We start from the raw sequence: 18932 nt of genomic DNA on the forward strand, positions 1-18932 counted from the left end.
AACCCGCCATGAGTGACGCCTTCAATACGCCCGTGTCCGTCGATCCCCGCCTGTTGGAGGTGCTGGTCTGCCCCGTCACGCGGGGCAAACTGACCTACGACCGCGACGCCAACGAGTTGATCTCGGCGGGCGCCAAGCTGGCCTATCCGATCCGCGAGGGCGTTCCGATCATGCTGGCCGAAGAAGCGCGTCAGATCGACTGAGCCGCCGCACCGACACCGAACATCCACTGGCCCGGAGCGCCGCGCGCTCAACGGCCTCAAGTAGCGCGACGCGCGATAGGCCCAAGAACAATGACCCTCAGAGTCGCCATCCAGATGGACCCGATCGAGGCCGTCGACATCGCCGGGGACACCACCTTCCTGATGGCCGAAACGGCTCAGGCGCGCGGTCACAAACAGTGGGTCTATGACTTCCGCACCCTGGCGCTGGAAGAGGGCCGCCTCTTCTGCCGCGCCCGCCCGATCACCGTGCGGCGCGAGGTCGGCAACCATGTCGACTTCGGCGACTGGGAAAAGCTGGATCTGGCCAAGGACGTGGACGTGATCCTGATGCGCCAGGATCCGCCGTTCGATATGGCCTATGTGACCGCCACCTATCTGCTGGAGACGGTGCATCCCCGGACCCTGGTGGTCAACGACCCGGCCCAGGTGCGTTCGGCCCCCGAAAAGCTGATGGTCACCGCCTTCCCCGGCCTGCAGCCGCCGACCCTGATCTCGGCCGACCCTGTCGCCCTGGACGCCTTCCACAAGAAGCATGGCGATGTGGTGCTGAAGCCCCTGCACGGCAATGGCGGCTCCGGCGTCATCAAGCTGCGCGCCGATGATCCGAACCTGGACGCCCTGATCGAGATCCATGCCGCGGGCAGCCGCGATCCTCTGGTGATCCAGAAGTTCATTCCCGCCGTCTCCAAAGGCGACAAGCGCATCCTGCTGATCGATGGAAAACCCGTCGGCGCCATCAACCGTGTCCCGGCGGCGGGCGCGGTGCGCTCGAACCTGCATGTCGGCGGCACGGCCATGCCGGTCGAGCTGACGCCGCGCGACCTGGAAATCTGCGCCGCCATCGGCCCGACGCTGAGGGAACGCGGCCTGATCTTCGTCGGCATCGACGTGATCGGCGACTATCTGACCGAGATCAACGTCACCTCCCCCACCGGCGCCCAGCAGTTGAAGGCCTTCACCGGCATCGACGCCACGGCTCTGATGTGGGACGCCATCGAGGCCAAACGCGCCGCACAGGTTGCGTAATCGCTACTTGAATTAGATTTCAGTTCATGGTTCGTTCTCGCGCTCAGGTGGGAGGACAACATGGTCGCGCGGGTTGTCACGGTCGCCTTTGACGGGGTCGAGGCCCGGCGCGTGGACGTCGAGGTCCAGTTGATCGGCAATGACGGGCCGACCATCTTCAACATCGTGGGCCTGCCGGACAAGGCGGTGGCCGAAAGCAAGGAGCGGGTGCGCGGGGCCTTCGCCGGCATCGGTCTGGCCCTGCCCGCCAAGCGGATCATCGCCAACCTGGCGCCGGCCGACCTGCCCAAGGAAGGCAGCCATTTCGACCTGCCCATCGCCCTGGCCCTGATGGCGGCCATGGGGGTGATCGCGCCCGATGCGCTCGACGGCTGGGCCGCCATCGGCGAGCTGGGGCTGGACGGCCAGATCGCGCGGGTCGGCGGCGCCCTGCCCGCCGCCGTCGCCGCAGACGCCATGGGCCTGGGTCTGATCTGCCCCGAAGCGACGGGATCGGAGGCGGCCTGGGCCGGCGGCGCCCGCATCCTCGCGCCGCGCTCGCTGATCAGCCTGGTCAACCATTTCAAGGGAACCCAGGTTCTGCGCGCGCCCGAGCCCGGACCGCTGGCGGAGGGCAAGGCCGTGCCCGACCTGCGCGAGGTCAAGGGTCAGGAAAGTGCCAAGCGCGCGCTGGAGATCGCGGCGGCCGGCGGCCACAACCTGCTCTTCATCGGCCCGCCAGGGTCGGGAAAGTCGATGATGGCGCAGCGCCTGCCGGGCCTTTTGCCGCCTCTTACCTCGCAAGAGTTGCTGGAGACCTCGATGGTCTGGTCGGTCGCCGGCCTGATCGAACGCGGCGCCCTGACCCGCGATCGCCCGTTCCGCAGCCCGCACCATTCCGCCTCAATGGCGGCCCTGACCGGCGGGGGTCTTCGCGCCAAGCCCGGCGAGGCCTCGCTGGCGCACAACGGCGTGCTGTTTCTGGACGAACTGCCGGAATACAGCGCCCAGGCCTTGGACTCGCTGCGGACGCCGCTGGAGACGGGCGAGATCGTCGTCGCCCGCGCCAACGCCCACATTCGCTATCCCGCGCGGTTCCAGTTGGTGGCGGCGATGAACCCGTGCCGCTGCGGCATGGGCGGGGCCGGACGCGGGGCGTGCGGCAAGGCGCCGCGCTGCCAGCGCGACTATCAGAACCGCGTCTCGGGTCCGATGTTCGACCGCATCGACCTGACGGTCGAGACGCCGCCCGTCACCGCCGCCGACATGGCCCTGCCCCCGCCCGCCGAGGGCACGGCCGAGGCGCGGGCGCGCGTGGCGACCGCTCGCGCCATGCAGGAGGACCGGGTGCGCGAGGCCGGGCTGGACGCCGCCCAAGGCCTGAACGCCCGCGCCTCCGGCGGCACGCTGGATCGGTTCGCCACGCCGGACGAGGCGGGCCGGATGCTGCTGATGCGGGCGGGCGAGGCCGGCGGCCTGACCGCGCGCGGCTGGACCCGCACCCTACGCCTGGCGCGCACCATCGCCGACCTGGATGGCAGCACCGGCGTTCTGCGTCGCCACATCGCCGAGGCCCTGATCTACCGCCGCACCACCATCGGCGCCGAAGCCGACTTCGACCGCCGCGTGGCGCAGCGCCATGACGGCTTCGGCCTGCGCGAGGGCGATGACGAGCAGACGCCCTTCCTTCACGCGTGAGGTGCCCGTGTCATGGTGGAGACATCCTTAACCGTCGACCTTTAGGCTCTGTCCTGTTGGGGAGACGGCCATGACGCGACGGACGGCGACGAAGCGGATCGAGGAGCGGACGAGCGCGCCTATCGACCCCGCTCAGCAGTTCCTGCGGCTGATGAGTCACGAGATGCGCACACCGCTGAACGGCGTCATCGGCATGATCAACCTGTTGCAGCGGACCCGGCTGGACGGCGCCCAGCGCGCCTATGCCGAGAACGCGCGCCAGTCGGCCGAACATCTGCTGGGTCTGGTCAACGACCTGCTGGACTACGCCCGGCTGGAAGCCGGGGCGCTGGAGTTCGATCTGGCGCCCGTCGACCTGGAAGGTCTGGTGCGCGGCGTCGCCGAGTTGCTGAGCCCGCGCGCCCACGACAAGGGGTTGGAGATCGTCTGGTCGGTCGCCGCCGACGCGCCCGACGTGCTGGCGGACGAAGGCCGGCTGCGTCAGGTGCTTTTCAACCTGGCGGGCAACGCCGTGAAGTTCACCGAAACCGGCGGCGTGCGCATTTCGGTCGAGCGCGTCGGCGGCAGCGCGGCGCGCCCGCGCCTTGCCTTCCTGGTCGACGACACCGGCCCCGGCGTCGCGCCCGAGGCGCGTACACGGATCTTCGAGGAATTCGGCCACGCCGACAGTTCCGACGCGGTCCGCCAGGATGGCGCGGGTCTGGGTCTGGCCGTCGTGCGTAAGCTGGCCGCCGCCATGGACGGCTCGGTGAAGGTCGAAAGCCGGCCCGACGGCGCCGCAACCGGCGGGGGCGCCCGCTTCCGCTTCGAGGCCGCCTTCGCCGCCGTCGCGGTGGCGCGCGACAAGCCGTTGCGAGGCCAAACGGTCGCGGTGCGCGCCGTCGATCCCTTCGTCCTGTCAGCGGCTCGCGCCCAGATCGAGGCCTCGGGCGGCGTCGTGGCGGATACGGCCCCGGTGACCCTGGTCGATCACGCCGACGCCCCGGCGGGCGCGCTGGCGGCCCTGCCTTCGAGCGGTCGCGGCATCGTCCTGTTGAAACCTGCCGAGCGCGATCTGATCGCTCGCTATCGGGCCGTTGGCTTCCACGGCTATCTGATCAAGCCCTTGCGTCGCGCTTCCCTGGCCGAGCGCGTCCTGGCCGCCATAGGCGCCGAGGCGCCGGACAAGGCCAGCGCCCACTGCGCCGCCCCGATCGAAGACGACCGCGTCGCCCCGGTTCAGTTCGCCGGAATCCGCGTCCTGCTGGCCGAGGACAATCCCGTCGGCGCGCTTTTGGCCCGAACCCTGTTGCGCCGCGAGGGGTGCACCGTCGAGACGGCCGCCACCGGCGACGAAGCCGTCGCGGCGCTGAAACGCGCGCGATACGACGTAGTCTTCATGGACATGCGGATGCCCGGCATGGACGGCCCCGCCGCCGCCCGCGCCATCCGCGCGGCGGGCGACACGACGCCGATCCTGGCCCTGACCGCCAACGCCTTCGCCGAGGACCGCCGGGCCTGTCTGGAAGCCGGCATGGACGACCATATCGTCAAGCCGCTGGACGCCGAGGCCCTGCGCGCCGCGCTCGCCCGCTGGACGAAGCGCGACATCCGCGCCAAGGTCGGCTGAGTTACAGGCGCCCGCGTTTCCGGCCGCCGCGCCGGAGCCGTGCATGACCGACCAAGCCCACCCCCCCGCCAACGGCAAGCCCGCCGGCCGTTTCGGCGGCCTCGCCGTCTATGGCGAGCGGCGCGTCTTCATCATGCTGTTGCTGGGCTTTTCGGCGGGCCTGCCGAACCTGCTGATCTTCGACACCTTGTCCGCCTGGCTGCGCGAGAGCGGCCAGACGCTCGAAGTGATCGGCTTCTTCGCCCTGGCCACCCTGTCCTATTCGCTGAAGTTCGTTTGGGCGCCGCTGATCGACCGGACGTCCGTGCCCGGACTGACGCGGCTGTTGGGTCATCGCCGCGCCTGGATGCTGGTGACGCAGGCCGTAATCGTGTTCGGCCTGTGGTCGATCTCGACGCTGAACCCGGCCAACGCCCTGATCGCGGTGGCTGGATTCGCCGCCCTGGTCGGCTTCTTCGGGGCGACGCAGGACATCGTCATCGACGCCTGGAGGATCGAGGCCGCCGACGACAGCCGGCACGGCGCCATGGCCGCCGCTTATCAGATGGGCTACCGGGTCGCCATGATCGTCGCCGGCGCCGTGCCGCTGGTCCTGGCTGATCTCTATAACTGGAACCTGTCCTACGCCGTGATGGCCGCTCTGATGGGCTTCGGCATCGCCGGCGTTCTGTTCGCCCCGCGGGAAAAGGCTCATTCCATCCGCGCCATCCCGGTCGGTGACGTGCCGTCTCGCCCTGGCTTCGAGGTGATCGAATGGATCGTGCGCCTGGCCGTTATCGGTGTGGCGGCGATGGTGCTGGGGTCGGGCCTGACCGGCCAGTCGGGCCCGCTGAATGCGCTGTTTGGATTGTTCGGCCTCGGCGTGGACGGCAAGGCGGCTGTGGCCGCAGCCCTCTCGGCCAAGCCCGAGGGCGTCTATCTGCAGGTCGGTCTGGTCTTCCTTGGCCTGGCGGTGATGGTGCTGGCGTGTTGGCCCGTGCCCGGGGTCAAAACTCGGCCCGGAGCCTATCTGGCAGGGTCGTTCGGCGAACCCGTAGTGGATTTTTACAAGCGGTTCGCGGGGGTCGCCACGCTGATCCTGGCGCTGATCTGCGTCTATCGCCTGGCGGATTTCGTGCTGAACATCATGAACCCCTTCTATCTGGATCTTGGGTTCTCGAAGACCGAACTGGCCGAGGTGCGAAAGGTGTTTGGCGTGGTCATGACCACCCTGGGCGTCTTCGTCGGCGGCTGGTCGGTGGCCAAGCTGGGCCTGATCCGCACCATGGTGATCGGCGCCTTCATGAGCCCGGTGTCGAACCTGGTCTTCGCTTGGCTGGCGACCCAGGGCCCCAGCGTGCCGGCTCTGACCGTCGCCATCGGGGTGGACAATGTCGCCACAGGCTACGCCGGCACAGCCCTGATCGCCTATATGTCCAGCCTGACGTCGATTGGTTTCACCGCGACGCAATACGCCCTGTTCAGTTCGCTCTATGCGCTCCCGGGCAAGCTTATCGCATCGCAGTCTGGCCGGATCGTCGAGGCGTCGGCGCGGGCTGCGGAGGGGACAGGACCGTTCGCCGGTCTGCGGCCGCTGTTCGCGCGATTGCCCGAAGGGTCCTTGGCGGCGGGAGCGGCGACGAGCGGCGTGACGCCGGCGGCGCTGGGCGCGGGGTACGTCGTCTTCTTCCTCTATTCGACGATCATCGGCATTTTCGCCATCGTTCTGGCCTTCATCGTGGCCAGCAAGCAGACCGCCTTGCAGGCGCGCCAGAAGGCCGCGATGGAAGAGGAAGCTGCGATCGCGGCGACCGAAGGCCAGCCGTCCTGAGGCTTCAGCGCTTCAGGAAACCGCCGATCATGTCGCCCAGGCCACCCGGCAGTTTGCCAAGCAGGTCGTCGGCGCCGTCGATCTGACCGCCGGGGGTCAAGCGGTCGATGGCTTCGGGCAGAAGACCGGCCAGGGTCTCGCCAGCCTGTTCGGGGGTCACGCCCATCTTGGCGGCGATGTCGGCGATGGGGCCGTGGCCCAGGACGGCCGTGATCTGCTCAGGCGAGATATTGGCGTTCGGCCCCGTGCCGACCCAGGAGCCGATCACATCGCCCAAACCCGCCTGACCGAACTTTTCCGCCAGGCCGCCGACGCCGCCCTGCCCCTTGAGCAGGTCGCTCAGACCGCCTGCGGCGTCGTCGCCGAGACCCTTCACCACATTGTCCAGAAAGCCCATCGCCGTCTCCCGAATGATGGCGCACCGTAACACCGTCATGCGACGGATACGAGAAAGGCCCGCCGGGATCCGGCGGGCCTTTCCAACATCGGCTTTCGAAAAGCCTTAGTTCTTGGCGTCGTTGGCGCCTTGCGTGACAGCCGAACCGGCGGCCGAGACGTCGCGGCCGGCGCCGGCGATCGTGTTGCAGGCCGACACGGCCAGAGCGGCGGCGACGATGGACAGGGTGATGATCTTGCGCATGGTGTGAACCCTTGTTGGTATGGTCAAGTTTCGTCGAAACGCCGACCCTGAACTTGGGTTGCATCAAGCGACGCCGTATCGAAAATTTTGCTTTCGATGTGTCGGATCGCCGCAACGGCGGTGGCATTGATCGCTTGCGCCGCGCGCACGCGGCCCCGAAGGTGCGCCCCTGTTTCACGAGGGGTTGTTCATGCGTCGTCTTCTGATCTCGTCCGCCGCCATGATGGCGGTACTGTCCGCCGCGCCCGCGCTGGCGCAAACCTCCGTCCCCGCACAGACAGCCGCGGCCGAAAGCGAGGACGCGCGGCTGAACGCCTTCTTTGAGCAGGCCTTCCAGGCGCGGATCGCGCTGAGCCCGCAGCAGATGACGTCGCTGGGCATCAAGACCGACTACGACAAGCTGGACGACGTGTCGGACGCCGCCGCCGACCGGGCCCTGGCGCTTCAGGAGGCGCAGCTGGCGCAGATGAAGGCCCAGTTCGATCCGCAGAAGCTGGGGCCGCAGGCGGCGCTGTCGTGGCGGATGTTCGAATATGGCGTCCAGCAGGCTCGGCTATCGAACCAGTGGCGCGACTGGGGCTTTCAGTTCGCCGCCAACGGCAATCCGACGACCAGCCTGCCGGTCTTTCTGATCAACAATCACCGGGTCTCCAGCGTGGCAGACGCTGAGGCCTATGTCGCGCGGATCAAGGCCGCCGAGGCACAGATGGATCAGGTGGCCGACGAACTGCGTCAGCGCGCGGCGGCGGGCGTCGTCTCGCCACGCTTCGTCTTCGCCCCGTCCATCGCCAACACCCGCAACGTCATCACTGGCGCGCCGTTCGACGATGGCGCGGACAATCCTGTCTGGGCCGACCTCAACAAAAAGGTTGCGGCGCTGGAGACGGATCAGGCGACGAAGGACCGGCTGTTGTCGGAAGGCCGCGCGGCGCTGACCGGACCCTACAAGGCCGGGTTCGAGACCGTGCTGACGGCCCTGGCCGAGGTGCAGCCCAAAGCCGATAGCGATGCGGGCGTGTGGCGCCTGCCGCAGGGCGAGGCCTATTACAACGCCCGGCTCCAGCTCTCGACCACCACCGACCTGACCGCCGACCAGATCCATCAGATCGGTCTGGCCGAGGTCGCCCGCATCCAGGCCGAGATGGAGACCATCAAGACCCAGGTCGGCTTCACCGGCTCGCTGCAGGCGTTCTTCACCTTCCTGAAGACGGATCCTCGGTTCCAGTATCCGAACACGCCCGAGGGCAAGGAGCAGTATCTGACCGACGCGCGCGGCTTCATCGCCCAGGTGATGGCGGCGGCGCCGCAGTGGTTCTCGACCCTGCCCAAGGCGGCGCTGGAGGTGCGGGCGGTGGAGCCGTTCCGCGAGGCGACGGCCTCGATCGCCTTCTACAACTCGCCCGCGCCGGACGGCTCGCGGCCGGGCATCTACTACGTCAATCTGTCGGACATGACCCAGGTGCTGAAGCCCCAGATCGAGGGCATCAGCTATCACGAGGGCGCGCCGGGCCACCATTTCCAGATCGCCTATGCGCAGGAGATCGAGGGCCTGCCGCGCTTCCGCCGGTTCGGCGGCTACGGCGCCTATGCGGAAGGGTGGGGGCTGTACGCCGAGCAGTTGGGCAAGGAGATGGGCTTCTATCAGGACCCCTATTCCGATTTCGGCCGGCTCTCGACCGAGCTGTGGCGCGCGGTGCGTCTGGTGACCGACACCGGCCTGCACGCCAAGCGCTGGAGCCGCGAACAGGCGATGGACTATTTCCGCCAGAACTCCCTGCTGTCAGAGCGCGACATCGAAAAGGAGGTCGAGCGCTACATCACCAACCCCGGCCAAGCGACCAGCTACAAGATCGGCGAGCTGAAGATCGAGGAACTGCGCGACCGGGCCAGGACGGCGTTGGGCGACCGGTTCGACATCAACGACTTCCACGCGGTCGTACTGGGCTCTGGCTCGGTGCCGTTGGACGTGCTGGAGGATCAGGTGGACAGCTGGATCGCGGCAGGCGGCGGGGCGCCGCTGGTGTAAGCACGCCCTTCTCCCTCCCCGCGCCGGGGAGGGATGTCGCGAAACGACAGGGTGGGGGGGCGGCCCGGCAGAGACGCACTTGCTGATTTCGGAAGGTATTGCCGAAAGCATCGCCTCGCCGCCCCCACCCGGCTTCGCTGCGCTCAGCCACCCTCCCCGGAGCGGGGAGGGAGAGGTCTGGAGTCGGATTTTTCCGACTTTGTGTGTAAGAGCCGCCGCCATGCCCTTTACCGCAACCGTCCTGACCATGTTTCCCGAGGCTTTTCCGGGCCCGCTTGGGGTGTCGCTGATCGGCACGGCCTGGCGCGAGAAGGGCTTGTGGAGCCTGGAAACGGTTGACATTCGCGCCTTTTCCACAGATACGCGCGGCTTCCTGGACGACACCCCTGCGGGTGGCGGCCCGGGAGCTGTGCTGAAGGCGGACGTGGTGGCCCGGGCGGTGGATAGCCTGCCGGGACCGAAACGGCCGCTTTTGTACATGAGCGCCAGGGGTCGACCCCTGACCCAGGCGCGCGTCAAGGAATGGTCGAAAGCCGACGGGATCGTCGTGCTGTGCGGTCGTTTCGAGGGGGTGGATCAGCGGGTGCTGGACGCACGCGGGTTCGAGGAGGTCTCGGTCGGAGACGCGGTTCTCGCCGGCGGCGAGGCGGCGGCGATGGTCGCGATCGAGGCGTGCGTAAGACTGATCCCCGGCGTGCTCGGCTCAGGCGACAGCCTGTCGTCCGAAAGCTTCGAGGATGGGCTCTTGGAACACCCGCAGTACACGCGACCGCGGACGTTCGAGGGGCTTGAGATACCCGAGGTGCTGCTGTCGGGCGATCACAAGAAGATCGCGGGATGGCGCGAGGCGCAGCGGGCGACGACTACGCGGGAGCGGCGGCCGGACCTCTGGCAGGCACATCTCGCCAACTCACAGCTAAAGGGCGCAAAGCCCGAGGAGAAATGACATGAACATCGTTCAACAGCTGGACGCCGAAGAAAAAGCCCGCGTCCTGGGCGAACGCAAAATCCCGGAATTCCAGCCCGGCGACACCCTGCGCGTCAACGTGAAGATCAAGGAAGGCGAGCGCGAGCGCGTTCAGGCCTTCGAAGGCGTCTGCATCGCCCGTGACGGCGGCGGCATCAGCGAAACCTTCACGGTCCGCAAGATCTCGTTCGGCGAAGGCGTCGAGCGCCGCTTCCCCATCCTGTCGCCGAACATCGAGTCGATCGAAGTGAAGCGCCGCGGCGTCGTGCGTCGCGCCAAGCTCTATTATCTGCGCGATCGTCGCGGCAAGTCGGCCCGTATCGCTGAGCGCCAGACGGTCCGCCCCGCCAAGGGCGTCGTCGTTCCGGAAACCGGTTCGGCCGCCAAGACCGAAGAAGCCTAGTTTCAGGCTAGACGATCAAATGACGAAGGCCCCGGTGGAAACACCGGGGCCTTTTTCTATTCCGTCAGTCCGGGATTACTGCGGGAACAAGGGGTTGGCCGCGTCGCGCTGGCCTTCCAGGCTGTGTTTCAGGGCTTCCATCTGCTCATGCTCGGTCTTCACCGCAGCGTAGGCGCGCCGGATCGTCTCGCGTGTGGTGGCGGAAATGCCCGTGTCTTCCAGCGCCTTTTCATATTTGTTGGCGATGAACCCCTCGCCCGAGTTGATCGAGCCGACGACGGAATCGTCGTTACGCAGCAGGGCGTGTTTCACATCCAGAAACGCGCGGTGCGCCTTGGCCAGAATCGATCCATCGGACTCCGGATCGCCGCCCAGACCGCGCACGGCGGCCGACAGGTCGTCGACGACCTGCTGGCGTTCGCTGCTGCGGCGCTCGAACAGGGTGCGGTAGTGCGGGTCTTGCGTCTGTTCGGCGGCTTCACGATAGCCGTCGGCGCTGTCCAGCGTCGTTTCGATCAGGCCGTTCAGAACCTTGATGTCGTGGGCGTTGGGGTTGCTCATCTCGTCCATTCCTTCCGCTGTTGCGGTCAAACGGCGAAATGGTCCGGCGCGGCGAAGGTTGCCGCCTGCGACATCAAAGTTTGGTGCGGAGCGACCAAAGCTCGGGGAAGCAGCGCTTGGTCAGCGTCGAGGCCAGATAGGCCGCGCCTTCGGTTCCGCCCGTGCCGCGACGCCGACCGATGATGCGTTCGACCGTGACGACATGCTTGTGCCGCCAGGTCAGCAGGGCGTCGTCCAGATCGACCAGCTTCTCGGCCAGCTGATATAGGACCCACCACCGTTCCGTGTCGCGATAGACCTCCAGCCAGGCCGCCTCGACGGCTTCGGACGGCGCATAGGGCTTGGTCACGTCGCGGTTCAGCACCTCGGCGGGCACCGGCAGACCGGCCTTTGCCAGTTGGGCCAGGGCGTCATCGTAGAGGCTGGGCGCAGCGATGGCGGCCTGAAGCGCGGCCAGAGCGTCGGGGCGGTCTTCGTGGAACTTCAGGAAGCTGACGTCCTTCAGGCCCAGCATGGCCTCGAAACGTCTGAACTGGTCGCTCTGGAAGCCGGACGATGAGCCCAACGCCCCTCGGAACCGCAGATAGTCCGACGGCGTCATCGTCGACAGAATGTCCCAGCTATGGGTCATCACCGCCTGGATACGGCTGACGCGCGCAAGGCTCTTGTAGGCCGGGACCAGGTCGCCGGCGCGCACCATCGATTGGGCCAGGGCCGTCTCATGCAGGATTTGCTTGAGCCACAGTTCCTTGGTCTGATGGATGACGACGAACAGCATTTCGTCGTGCTGGTCCGAGAGCGGATGCTGGGTCGAAAGCAGGTCGTCCAACGCCAGATAGCCGGCGTAGGTGATGTCGCTGGATTGGGTCATGCCCGCCTATCGCCCGCGATGGCGAGCGGTGCAAGCTTAGTGCTGGCCTTGCGCCGAGACGTTGGCGGCGATCTGACGGCCGGCGTCGAAGGCGTCGCGGGCGCCTTTGTAGATGAAGCCGTAGGTCGGATAGACCGTCGTGCCCAGATCGTTGATCGGATTGTACCAGACCTTGACCTGCGACCAGTCGTTGGAGGGCGAGACGTCGACGACGGTGACGTTCTCTTCGACCTTACCACGGCTGCCGCCCCAGTTGGCGTGGGTCACGCGCACGACGCGGTCGGTCAGGATGTCGGAGACGACGGCGACGTGGCCCCGGCTCATGCGGCCCTCGGGGCGGAAGACCAGAACCGAGCCGGTTTCCGGGGCCTTGCCGGTGCGGAAGTTGGCGGCGGCCTGACGCCACCAAGTCCAGGCGTCGCCGAAGATGTTGATGCCGGAGAACATGCGCGCGAAGGTCACGCACTGCCAGTAGGGCTCGTCAGCCTTTGCGGTGGAGGGAACGGCGCCCAGCGCAAAAAAACCGAGGGTCGCCGCAACCGCGGCGGCTTTGAGCCGTTTTGACATGCTTGGGGTATCCCGACCCGCCTTTGGAAGCGCCCTTTAGGCCACGGGATCACGCCCTGTCGCAAGTTGTTTCGGCATATCGCCGTGCTTCATATTTCCTTCTGAAACCTTGTTGTGACGCTTGGCGCGCTTGTCGGCCATGTCTCTCAGAGCCTTACGCGCCGGGCGTTCGACGAGATGATAGGAGACGGCCGCGACAACCGGCAGAAGGGCTAGGATCGCCAACCACACGAAAATTTGAAGCTGCTTGTCCGGCGCGTCGAAGAGTTTGGCGGCCAGACCGACCGCCAGAAGCTTCCACGGCACGCAGACCATATAGACCGAATAGCTGATCTCGCCGAGGTAAACGGCGGGCTCGGAGGCCAGCCATCCGGCGCGCGCGTTGGGCAGCGAGGCCAGCGACAGGATCAGGGCGCCGGCCAGCAGAACCGTGGCGCCGTCCCAGAGCCCGAGCGCGGCGCTGAGCACCATCAGGCCGAACGAGACGGCGGCGCACAGCCACGGCGCCTTCAACGGCGCGCGGCGATAAACGAGATAGAGGGCGCAGCCCAAGGCGAAGCACGGCACGATCCTCAGCGCGCCCCAGCGGATCGTCGCCTCGGTCAAGGCGAACCCGGCCAGTTGCTCGAACGCGAAATAGAGGATGACGAGGAAGGCCGCAGCCCCGACCACCGCCGCGATCGGTCGATGACGCAGGCGCCAGAACACGAAGGCGAATAACGGGAAGCACAGATAGGCGAACCACTCCGCAGAGATGGACCACGACGGATGGTTCCAGCCCGCGACCGGCGCCAGCCCCCAGGCGTGAACCATGAAGAGGTAGGCGGGCAGCGACGCCCAGCTCAGCACATTGGCGTCCACGCTCATGCCGGCGAAAAGGGCGGCCGCCGCCAGCAGCCCCACGCCGATCAGCGTGGCGATATGCAGCGGATAGACACGCGCGATCCGCGCCCACAGGAAGCCGCGATACGAGAACCGCTTCTCGCCAGCCGCCGCCAGATAGACGTGGCTGAGGATGAAGCCGGACAGGACGAAGAACAGCTCGACCCCCAGGTAGCCCTTGGCGACCAGGCCCGACTGACCGGCGCCCGCCAGGTTTTCCCAGAAGCTGTAGACGGCGACCCACATGGCCGCGCCGAAGCGCAGGGCGGTGATGGGGCGAAGGTCGGCGGGCGTCTGGACGGGGGTCATGGTCTCACCTTGGCACGTCAGCCTTTTCGAACCGTGAAGGCCCGCAAAGGTTGTGCCCGGGCGGCCCTATCCTGCCCACACGCCGTGGAAGCCGGCCGGCATGGCCACGTCCGCCTGCCAGGTCGCGACCGGGCCGTCCTCGATCCGCGCCACGTCGAAGACGTGCAGTTCCGTCCGCCCGTCCTTCAGATTGACAGACGGTCCGACCAGCCAGGCGTCCCGTTCCGCCGTCGCGCCGGGCTTGGGCACGAAGACCGCCTCCTCGACCACCTGATGCACGCCGAACTCGAAGGCGTGCGAGCGACCGCTGTCCCAGTCGTGGACCGCCAGTCCCGTCGGTAAGGGCCGGCCGCGAGTCTCGCCGGAGGTATGGGCGGTCAGGCTGCGCTTCAGCCCCGCACGACGCGGGTCCGCTTTCGGGAATTCACCCACGACAGCGCTGTAAGTCATATCGGCGCGCCCATCTGGCCGCAGGGTGATCAGCGCCAGTTTCGCCGGATCACCCGGAACGACCCCATGTCCATCCACCAGAACCCGCGCGCCATCGACCGCGAAGCGCGGATCGCCGCTGGCCGCGACATCGAAGCGGATCGTGCCGTCGCGCTCGGCCCAGGCGTCGCCCAGGTGGAAGTGGAAGAAGCCCGGCAACTCATAAAGGCGGCGCTTCGACAGGTCGTCCTTGTCCAGCACAAGGACCTGCGTCCCCATCTCGGGTCGCCAGGTCAGGCCTGCGGTCACCGGCATGGCGTGGGTCGCGAACACCCAGGGCTGGAGCACCAGGATCACGTGCCGGGCGGTGGCGGTGAAGTCGTGCATATAGCTGGCGCGCGGCAGGGGCACGACCTGCGCGTCGCTCAGGCTACGGTCAGCGCGCAGATGCCAGATGACGGCCTGATCGCCCGCCGAACCCACGTTCCAGATCGAGCCGTCGGGGGCGTAGCGCGGGTGGGCCTGGAACGGCATGCCTTTCAGGTCATCGCGCAGGGTGACGAAATCGCGCGTCGACAGGTCCGACGCCGACAGGGCCAGCGGCGATCCCCCTTCCCACAGCGCCCAGACCTGATCGCCGGCGACCATGACGGCGGTGTTGGCGGCATTGGCGTCGTCGTTCGAGCCGATGCGGGCGCGGCCGTCGCCCTTGGTGCCGAAGCCGGGCGTGACCACCGCGCCCAGTTCCGTTTCGGTGCGGCGCTTGGGCGTGTCGGCGAACCGCGCTTCCAGCGTCGCCTGGCCGTCCTGAATGCGGAAGGCGCGCATCATGCCGTCACCGTCGAACCAGTGGGTCGCCGACCGGCCTGGCCGCCGGAATTTGGCCGGTCCGTTGCGGTAAAGCGCGCCCTGCAACTCCGCCGGCGCCCGGCCGTGGACCAGGCGCATCGTTTGGCGCGCGATGTCGCCTTCGACGTCCTGGATCGCCAGCGCCCAGTCGGCCTTCGTCGCGGCGACGGCGTCTAGGGCCGCGGCGGCGCGCACCATCTCGGGCGTAGCGACTGCGGCCGAGAGGGCGGCGGCGCCCATCAGGAAAGAACGGCGTGAGGGGGTCATGATCGAGCTCCGGCTTTCGTCGCTTACTTCAGGTCGATCGACTGGGTCGTCACGCCGGAGGCGGCGAACTTGGCCCGTTCCCACGAGGCCGGTCCCATATTGCCGACGGCGTTGTTGGAAAAGGCGAACGGCTCCACCGGCATGCCGAAGGGATTGGTGTTCATCTTGCCGTCGCCGTTCAGGTCGTGGAAGGCGCGCACCGCATAGTCTCCGTCCGGCAAGCCGTCGAAGGTGATGCTGGTCTGACCGTCTGCGGCGTCCAGCATGGCCACCTGGGCCGGCTGACCCTCGCCGCCATAGTTGGCCTCGCTGTTGAAGACGGCGACCATGATCTGGCCTTGGGGCGCCGCGCTTGGGAAGGCGACGGTCAAGTCGGCGGCGAAGGCGGGCGCGGCTGTCAGGGCGGCGGCGAGAGCGAGAACGGGAGCGATGGCGGCGACGATCTTCATGACGGCGTGTCCTGTGTCAGTGGAAGGACCGACGACCGGCCCTCGATGACCAGACCGTGCCGTCGTGCCCCGCCCTTCACCACCGCGCTTGCGGCGATGAACGGCCGCCGTTCGCGAATGCACAGCCAGCGGCGTTGACGAAGCGCGAACGAACACTTCGAACGCATCGCCCCCGGGCCGCAAAAGAAAAGGCCCGGAACTCAGGTTCCGGGCCTTGGTCTATTCGTGCTCGCGACGAGGAGCTAGTCCAGCGTGCGCTTGATCTCTTCGACCGTGAAGCACTCGATGTAGTCGCCTTCCTTGATGTCCTGGAAGCCCTGGAACTGCATGCCGCATTCCTGGCCGGCCGTGACCTCGTTGACCTCGTCCTTGAAGCGCTTGAGCGTGTTGAGCGTGCCCAGCTCCAGCACCACGACGTCGTCGCGGATGATGCGGACGCGCGCGCCCTTGCGGACAACGCCTTCCGACACCCGGCAACCGGCGATCTTGCCGATCTTGGAGATGTCGAACACCTGAAGGACAGCAGCGTTGCCCAGGAAGGTTTCGCGTTGCAGCGGCGCCAGCATGCCGGACAGCACGCCTTTGATGTCGTCCAGCAGGTCGTAGATGATCGAATAGTAGCGGATCTCGACGCCCTCGCGGTCGGCCAGATCGCGCGCCTGTTTCGAGGCGCGGACGTTGAAGCCGAGGATCGGCGCGCCGGCCGACTTGGCCAGGTTGACGTCGCTCTCGGTGATGCCGCCGGCGCCGGAATAGACCGTGCGGGCGCGCACCTCGTCGGTGCTCATCTTGTCCAGCGAACCCATGATGGCTTCGGCCGAGCCCTGCACGTCCGCCTTGATGACGACCGGCAGTTCCGAGGCCTTCTTGGAGCCCAGCTTGGCCATCATGTCGACCAGCGAGACCGAGCCGCCCGAAACCTGGGCCTTCTCGCGCTTCACCCGCTGACGGTATTCGGTCAGCTCGCGGGCGCGAGCTTCGGATTCCACCACGGCGAAGACGTCGCCCGGCGAGGGAGCCTCGTCCAGGCCGAGGATTTCGACCGGGACCGACGGACCGGCTTCGGTCAGCTGCTCGTTGCGCTCGTTCAGCAGGGCGCGAACCTTGCCCCACGATCCGCCGGCGACGACGATGTCGCCGCGCTTCAGCGTGCCGCGCTTGACCAGCACGGTGCCGACCGGACCGCGGCCCTTGTCCAGCTTGGCCTCGATGACCACGCCCTCAGCCGAGCGATCGGCGTTGGCGCGCAGGTCCATGACCTCGGCCTGGATCAGGATGGCTTCCAGCAGGCCGTCGAGGTTCATCCGCTCCTTGGCCGAGACCTCGATGATCTGGGTCTCGCCGCCCAGGCTCTCGGCGATGACTTCGTACTGCAGCAGCTCGTTGACGACCTTCTGCGACGTCGCGCCGGGCTTATCCATCTTGTTGACCGCCACGATCAGGGGCGCGTTAGCGGCCTTGGCGTGTTGGATGGCTTCGATGGTCTGCGGCATGACGCCGTCGTCGGCGGCGACGACCAGAACCACGATGTCGGTCACATTGGCGCCGCGCGCCCGCATGGCCGAGAAGGCGGCGTGGCCCGGGGTGTCCAGGAAGGTGACCTTCTGGTCGTCCGGCAGGCGAACCTGATAGGCACCGATGTGCTGGGTGATGCCGCCGGCTTCGCCGCCTGCGACGTCGGTCGTGCGCAGGGCGTCAAGCAGCGAGGTCTTGCCGTGGTCGACGTGGCCCATGATGGCCACGACCGGCGCGCGGGTGTCGGAAGCGTCCGCATCGTCGGCCTCGCCCAGGAAGCCGGTTTCGATGTCGGATTCCGAGACGCGCTTGACGGCCATGCCGAGCTCTTCGGCCACCAGTTCGGCGGTGTCGGAATCGATCACGTCGTTGATCTTCATCATCAGGCCCTGCTTCATCAGGAACTTGATGATGTCGACGCCGCGCACGGCCATCCGGTTGGACAGCTCCTGCACGGTGATGACGTCGGGAATGACGACTTCGCGCGGACGGTTGGGCGCATCGGTCGAGCCGCCCTTGCGCTTTTCCTTCTCGCGTTCACGAGCACGACGGACCGAGGCCAGTGAGCGCATCCGCTCGGCGGCGTCGCCGTCGCCGACCACGGACTGGATGGTCATGCGGCCTTCGCGGCGCTTGGGCTCGCCACGCGTACGGCTGACGGCCTTGCCGGCGTCGGAGAAACGCTTCTCGCGATCGTCGTCACGGCCGGCCGGACGACCGAAGCCGGCGCCGGGCGCTCGGGCGGGACGCAGAACATTGGCCTCGGCCGGCGGGGCGTTCGGAGTCGGACGACCGCCAGGGCCGGTACGCGCGCCGCCGGGACGGGCGGCGCCCGGCGCCGGACGCGGATTCAGGGCCGAATAGCGGACGGGCTCGGCCGGCTTGGCGCCTTGCGGGCGTTGACCGCCGGGGCCCGAACGGGCGCCCTGCGGACGGTCGCCTTGGGGGCGATCGCTCTGGGGGCGGTCCGAATAGGCGCGATCGCCGCCGCCCATCGCCTGCTCGCGGGCCGAACGGCCGCCGAAGGCCGGACGCTCGGGCGCGGCGCGTTGGGGATTGCCGGGCTTGGGCACACGTTGGCCGAAGTTGACCACCGGGCGGGCCGGAGCGGCCGGACGGGCGGGCGCAGCCGGGGCCGGGGCCGCAGGCGCCGGGGTCGGCGCGACAGGCGCAGGCGCGGCGGCGACGGGCGCGGCCGGCTTGGGTGCGGGCTTGGCCGGCGCGACAGGCGCAGCCGCCGTCAACTTGGCGGCTTCGGCGCGTGCAGCTTCTGCGGCGGCCTTGGCGGCGGCGGCCTCGTCGCGAGCGGCCTGGGCGGCGCGTTCGGTGGCGGCGGCCTGTTCGCGGGCTGCGGCGTCTGCGGCGGCCTTGGCGGCGGCGGCGGCGTCAGCCTTGGCGGCGTTCGCTTGCGTGGCCAGGGCGATGGCGCGACGGCGAGCTTCCTGCTCCTCGGCCGACAGGGCGCCGCCGGCGGGTTGCGACGGACGCGGACCTTGCGGACGCGGCGCCTGAGCGGCCTGTTGAGGACGCGCGACATCGAAGCCCTGCGGACGTTGCGGTCCGCCGGCGCCGGCGCGGCGCTTGGTCTCGACCACCACCGTCTTGGATCGGCCATGGCTGAAGCTCTGCTTCACGGTGCCGGTCGGCACCGATCCCACAACGCGCGGCTTCAGGCTCAGCGGAGCGCGCGGCCCCGTCTGGGACGGCGTGCCGCCCGTGTTGCCCTGGCCTTGGTTGGTCTTGTCGTTTTCGTCGCTCATCCGGTCGCTTTACTCGGGGCGGAAAGGCCCGCCGTCCTCATCTAATACCCATGAACGACCGTGAGCCCGTCTCCGCCCTTGGAGACAGGCC

The 18932-nt window shown here is 67.9% G+C and carries 17 protein-coding genes; 8 read left to right on the top strand and 9 right to left on the bottom strand.

Features of this window, described 5'->3' with window-relative positions; genetic code table 11:
• The first annotated feature begins 8 nt into the window (after positions 1–8).
• The 5 genes from QRN13_RS12135 to QRN13_RS12155 all read left to right on the top strand — a co-directional run bounded on the left by QRN13_RS12135 (position 9) and on the right by QRN13_RS12155 (position 6346).
• Positions 9–203, top strand: a complete 195-nt coding sequence (locus QRN13_RS12135) for a Trm112 family protein (RefSeq protein WP_017505027.1) — start codon at positions 9–11, stop codon at positions 201–203.
• Positions 204–293: 90 nt separating this feature from the next.
• The gene (gene gshB / locus QRN13_RS12140) at positions 294–1250 is read left to right on the top strand and encodes a glutathione synthase (RefSeq protein WP_284878098.1); all 957 of its coding nucleotides are present in this window, start codon (positions 294–296) and stop codon (positions 1248–1250) included.
• Positions 1251–1310: 60 nt separating this feature from the next.
• A complete protein-coding gene (locus QRN13_RS12145) occupies positions 1311–2927 on the top strand; it encodes a YifB family Mg chelatase-like AAA ATPase (RefSeq protein WP_284878099.1) in 1617 nt (538 codons plus the stop codon).
• Positions 2928–2997: 70 nt separating this feature from the next.
• On the top strand, positions 2998–4536 hold the full coding sequence (locus tag QRN13_RS12150) for a response regulator (protein ID WP_284878100.1): 1539 nt from the start codon (positions 2998–3000) through the stop codon (positions 4534–4536).
• Positions 4537–4579: 43 nt separating this feature from the next.
• Complete coding sequence (locus QRN13_RS12155) at positions 4580–6346, top strand: AmpG family muropeptide MFS transporter (protein WP_284878101.1); 1767 nt, start codon at positions 4580–4582, stop codon at positions 6344–6346.
• 4 nt (positions 6347–6350) lie between these two features.
• On the opposite strand, the gene QRN13_RS12160 is transcribed toward QRN13_RS12155, so the two are convergent.
• Both QRN13_RS12160 and QRN13_RS12165 read right to left on the bottom strand, forming a co-directional pair.
• On the bottom strand, positions 6351–6743 hold the full coding sequence (locus tag QRN13_RS12160) for a YidB family protein (RefSeq protein WP_039247128.1): 393 nt from the start codon (positions 6741–6743) through the stop codon (positions 6351–6353).
• A gap of 105 nt (positions 6744–6848) precedes the next feature.
• Positions 6849–6986 carry an entericidin A/B family lipoprotein gene (locus QRN13_RS12165; protein WP_039247129.1) on the bottom strand — a complete coding sequence of 46 codons (138 nt, stop codon included), beginning with the start codon at positions 6984–6986 and terminating at the stop codon, positions 6849–6851.
• 190 nt (positions 6987–7176) lie between these two features.
• Between QRN13_RS12165 and QRN13_RS12170 the strand changes: the two genes are divergently transcribed.
• From QRN13_RS12170 to rplS, 3 genes are all read left to right on the top strand, one after another.
• Entirely contained in the window at positions 7177–9012 is a 1836-nt protein-coding gene (locus QRN13_RS12170; protein WP_284878102.1) for a DUF885 domain-containing protein, read from the top strand.
• A 220-nt stretch (positions 9013–9232) separates the two neighbouring features.
• A complete protein-coding gene (gene trmD, locus QRN13_RS12175; protein WP_284878103.1) occupies positions 9233–9958 on the top strand; it encodes a tRNA (guanosine(37)-N1)-methyltransferase TrmD in 726 nt (241 codons plus the stop codon).
• Position 9959: 1 nt separating this feature from the next.
• Positions 9960–10382 carry a 50S ribosomal protein L19 gene (gene rplS, locus QRN13_RS12180; protein WP_017505017.1) on the top strand — a complete coding sequence of 141 codons (423 nt, stop codon included), beginning with the start codon at positions 9960–9962 and terminating at the stop codon, positions 10380–10382.
• A gap of 75 nt (positions 10383–10457) precedes the next feature.
• Here rplS and QRN13_RS12185 read toward each other — a convergent pair whose 3' ends face one another.
• The 7 genes from QRN13_RS12185 to infB form a co-directional block, all read right to left on the bottom strand.
• Positions 10458–10943 (bottom strand): PA2169 family four-helix-bundle protein, encoded by a 486-nt coding sequence (locus QRN13_RS12185; RefSeq protein WP_039247171.1) that lies wholly within the window; start codon positions 10941–10943, stop codon positions 10458–10460.
• 73 nt (positions 10944–11016) lie between these two features.
• A complete protein-coding gene (locus tag QRN13_RS12190; RefSeq protein ID WP_284878104.1) occupies positions 11017–11814 on the bottom strand; it encodes a tryptophan 2,3-dioxygenase in 798 nt (265 codons plus the stop codon).
• A 36-nt stretch (positions 11815–11850) separates the two neighbouring features.
• Positions 11851–12381, bottom strand: a complete 531-nt coding sequence (locus QRN13_RS12195) for a CHAP domain-containing protein (RefSeq protein WP_055809437.1) — start codon at positions 12379–12381, stop codon at positions 11851–11853.
• A 36-nt stretch (positions 12382–12417) separates the two neighbouring features.
• Positions 12418–13572: an acyltransferase family protein gene (locus QRN13_RS12200; RefSeq protein WP_284878105.1), complete on the bottom strand. Its 1155-nt coding sequence runs from the start codon at positions 13570–13572 to the stop codon at positions 12418–12420.
• A gap of 66 nt (positions 13573–13638) precedes the next feature.
• Entirely contained in the window at positions 13639–15117 is a 1479-nt protein-coding gene (locus QRN13_RS12205; RefSeq protein WP_284878106.1) for a carotenoid oxygenase family protein, read from the bottom strand.
• A gap of 23 nt (positions 15118–15140) precedes the next feature.
• On the bottom strand, positions 15141–15566 hold the full coding sequence (locus tag QRN13_RS12210) for a DUF2141 domain-containing protein (protein WP_284878107.1): 426 nt from the start codon (positions 15564–15566) through the stop codon (positions 15141–15143).
• A 242-nt stretch (positions 15567–15808) separates the two neighbouring features.
• Positions 15809–18841 (bottom strand): translation initiation factor IF-2, encoded by a 3033-nt coding sequence (gene infB, locus QRN13_RS12215; protein WP_284878108.1) that lies wholly within the window; start codon positions 18839–18841, stop codon positions 15809–15811.
• Positions 18842–18932 lie beyond the last annotated feature (91 nt).

It is taken from the genome of Brevundimonas sp. MEB006b, assembly GCF_030209705.1.
Lineage (GTDB): Bacteria > Pseudomonadota > Alphaproteobacteria > Caulobacterales > Caulobacteraceae > Brevundimonas.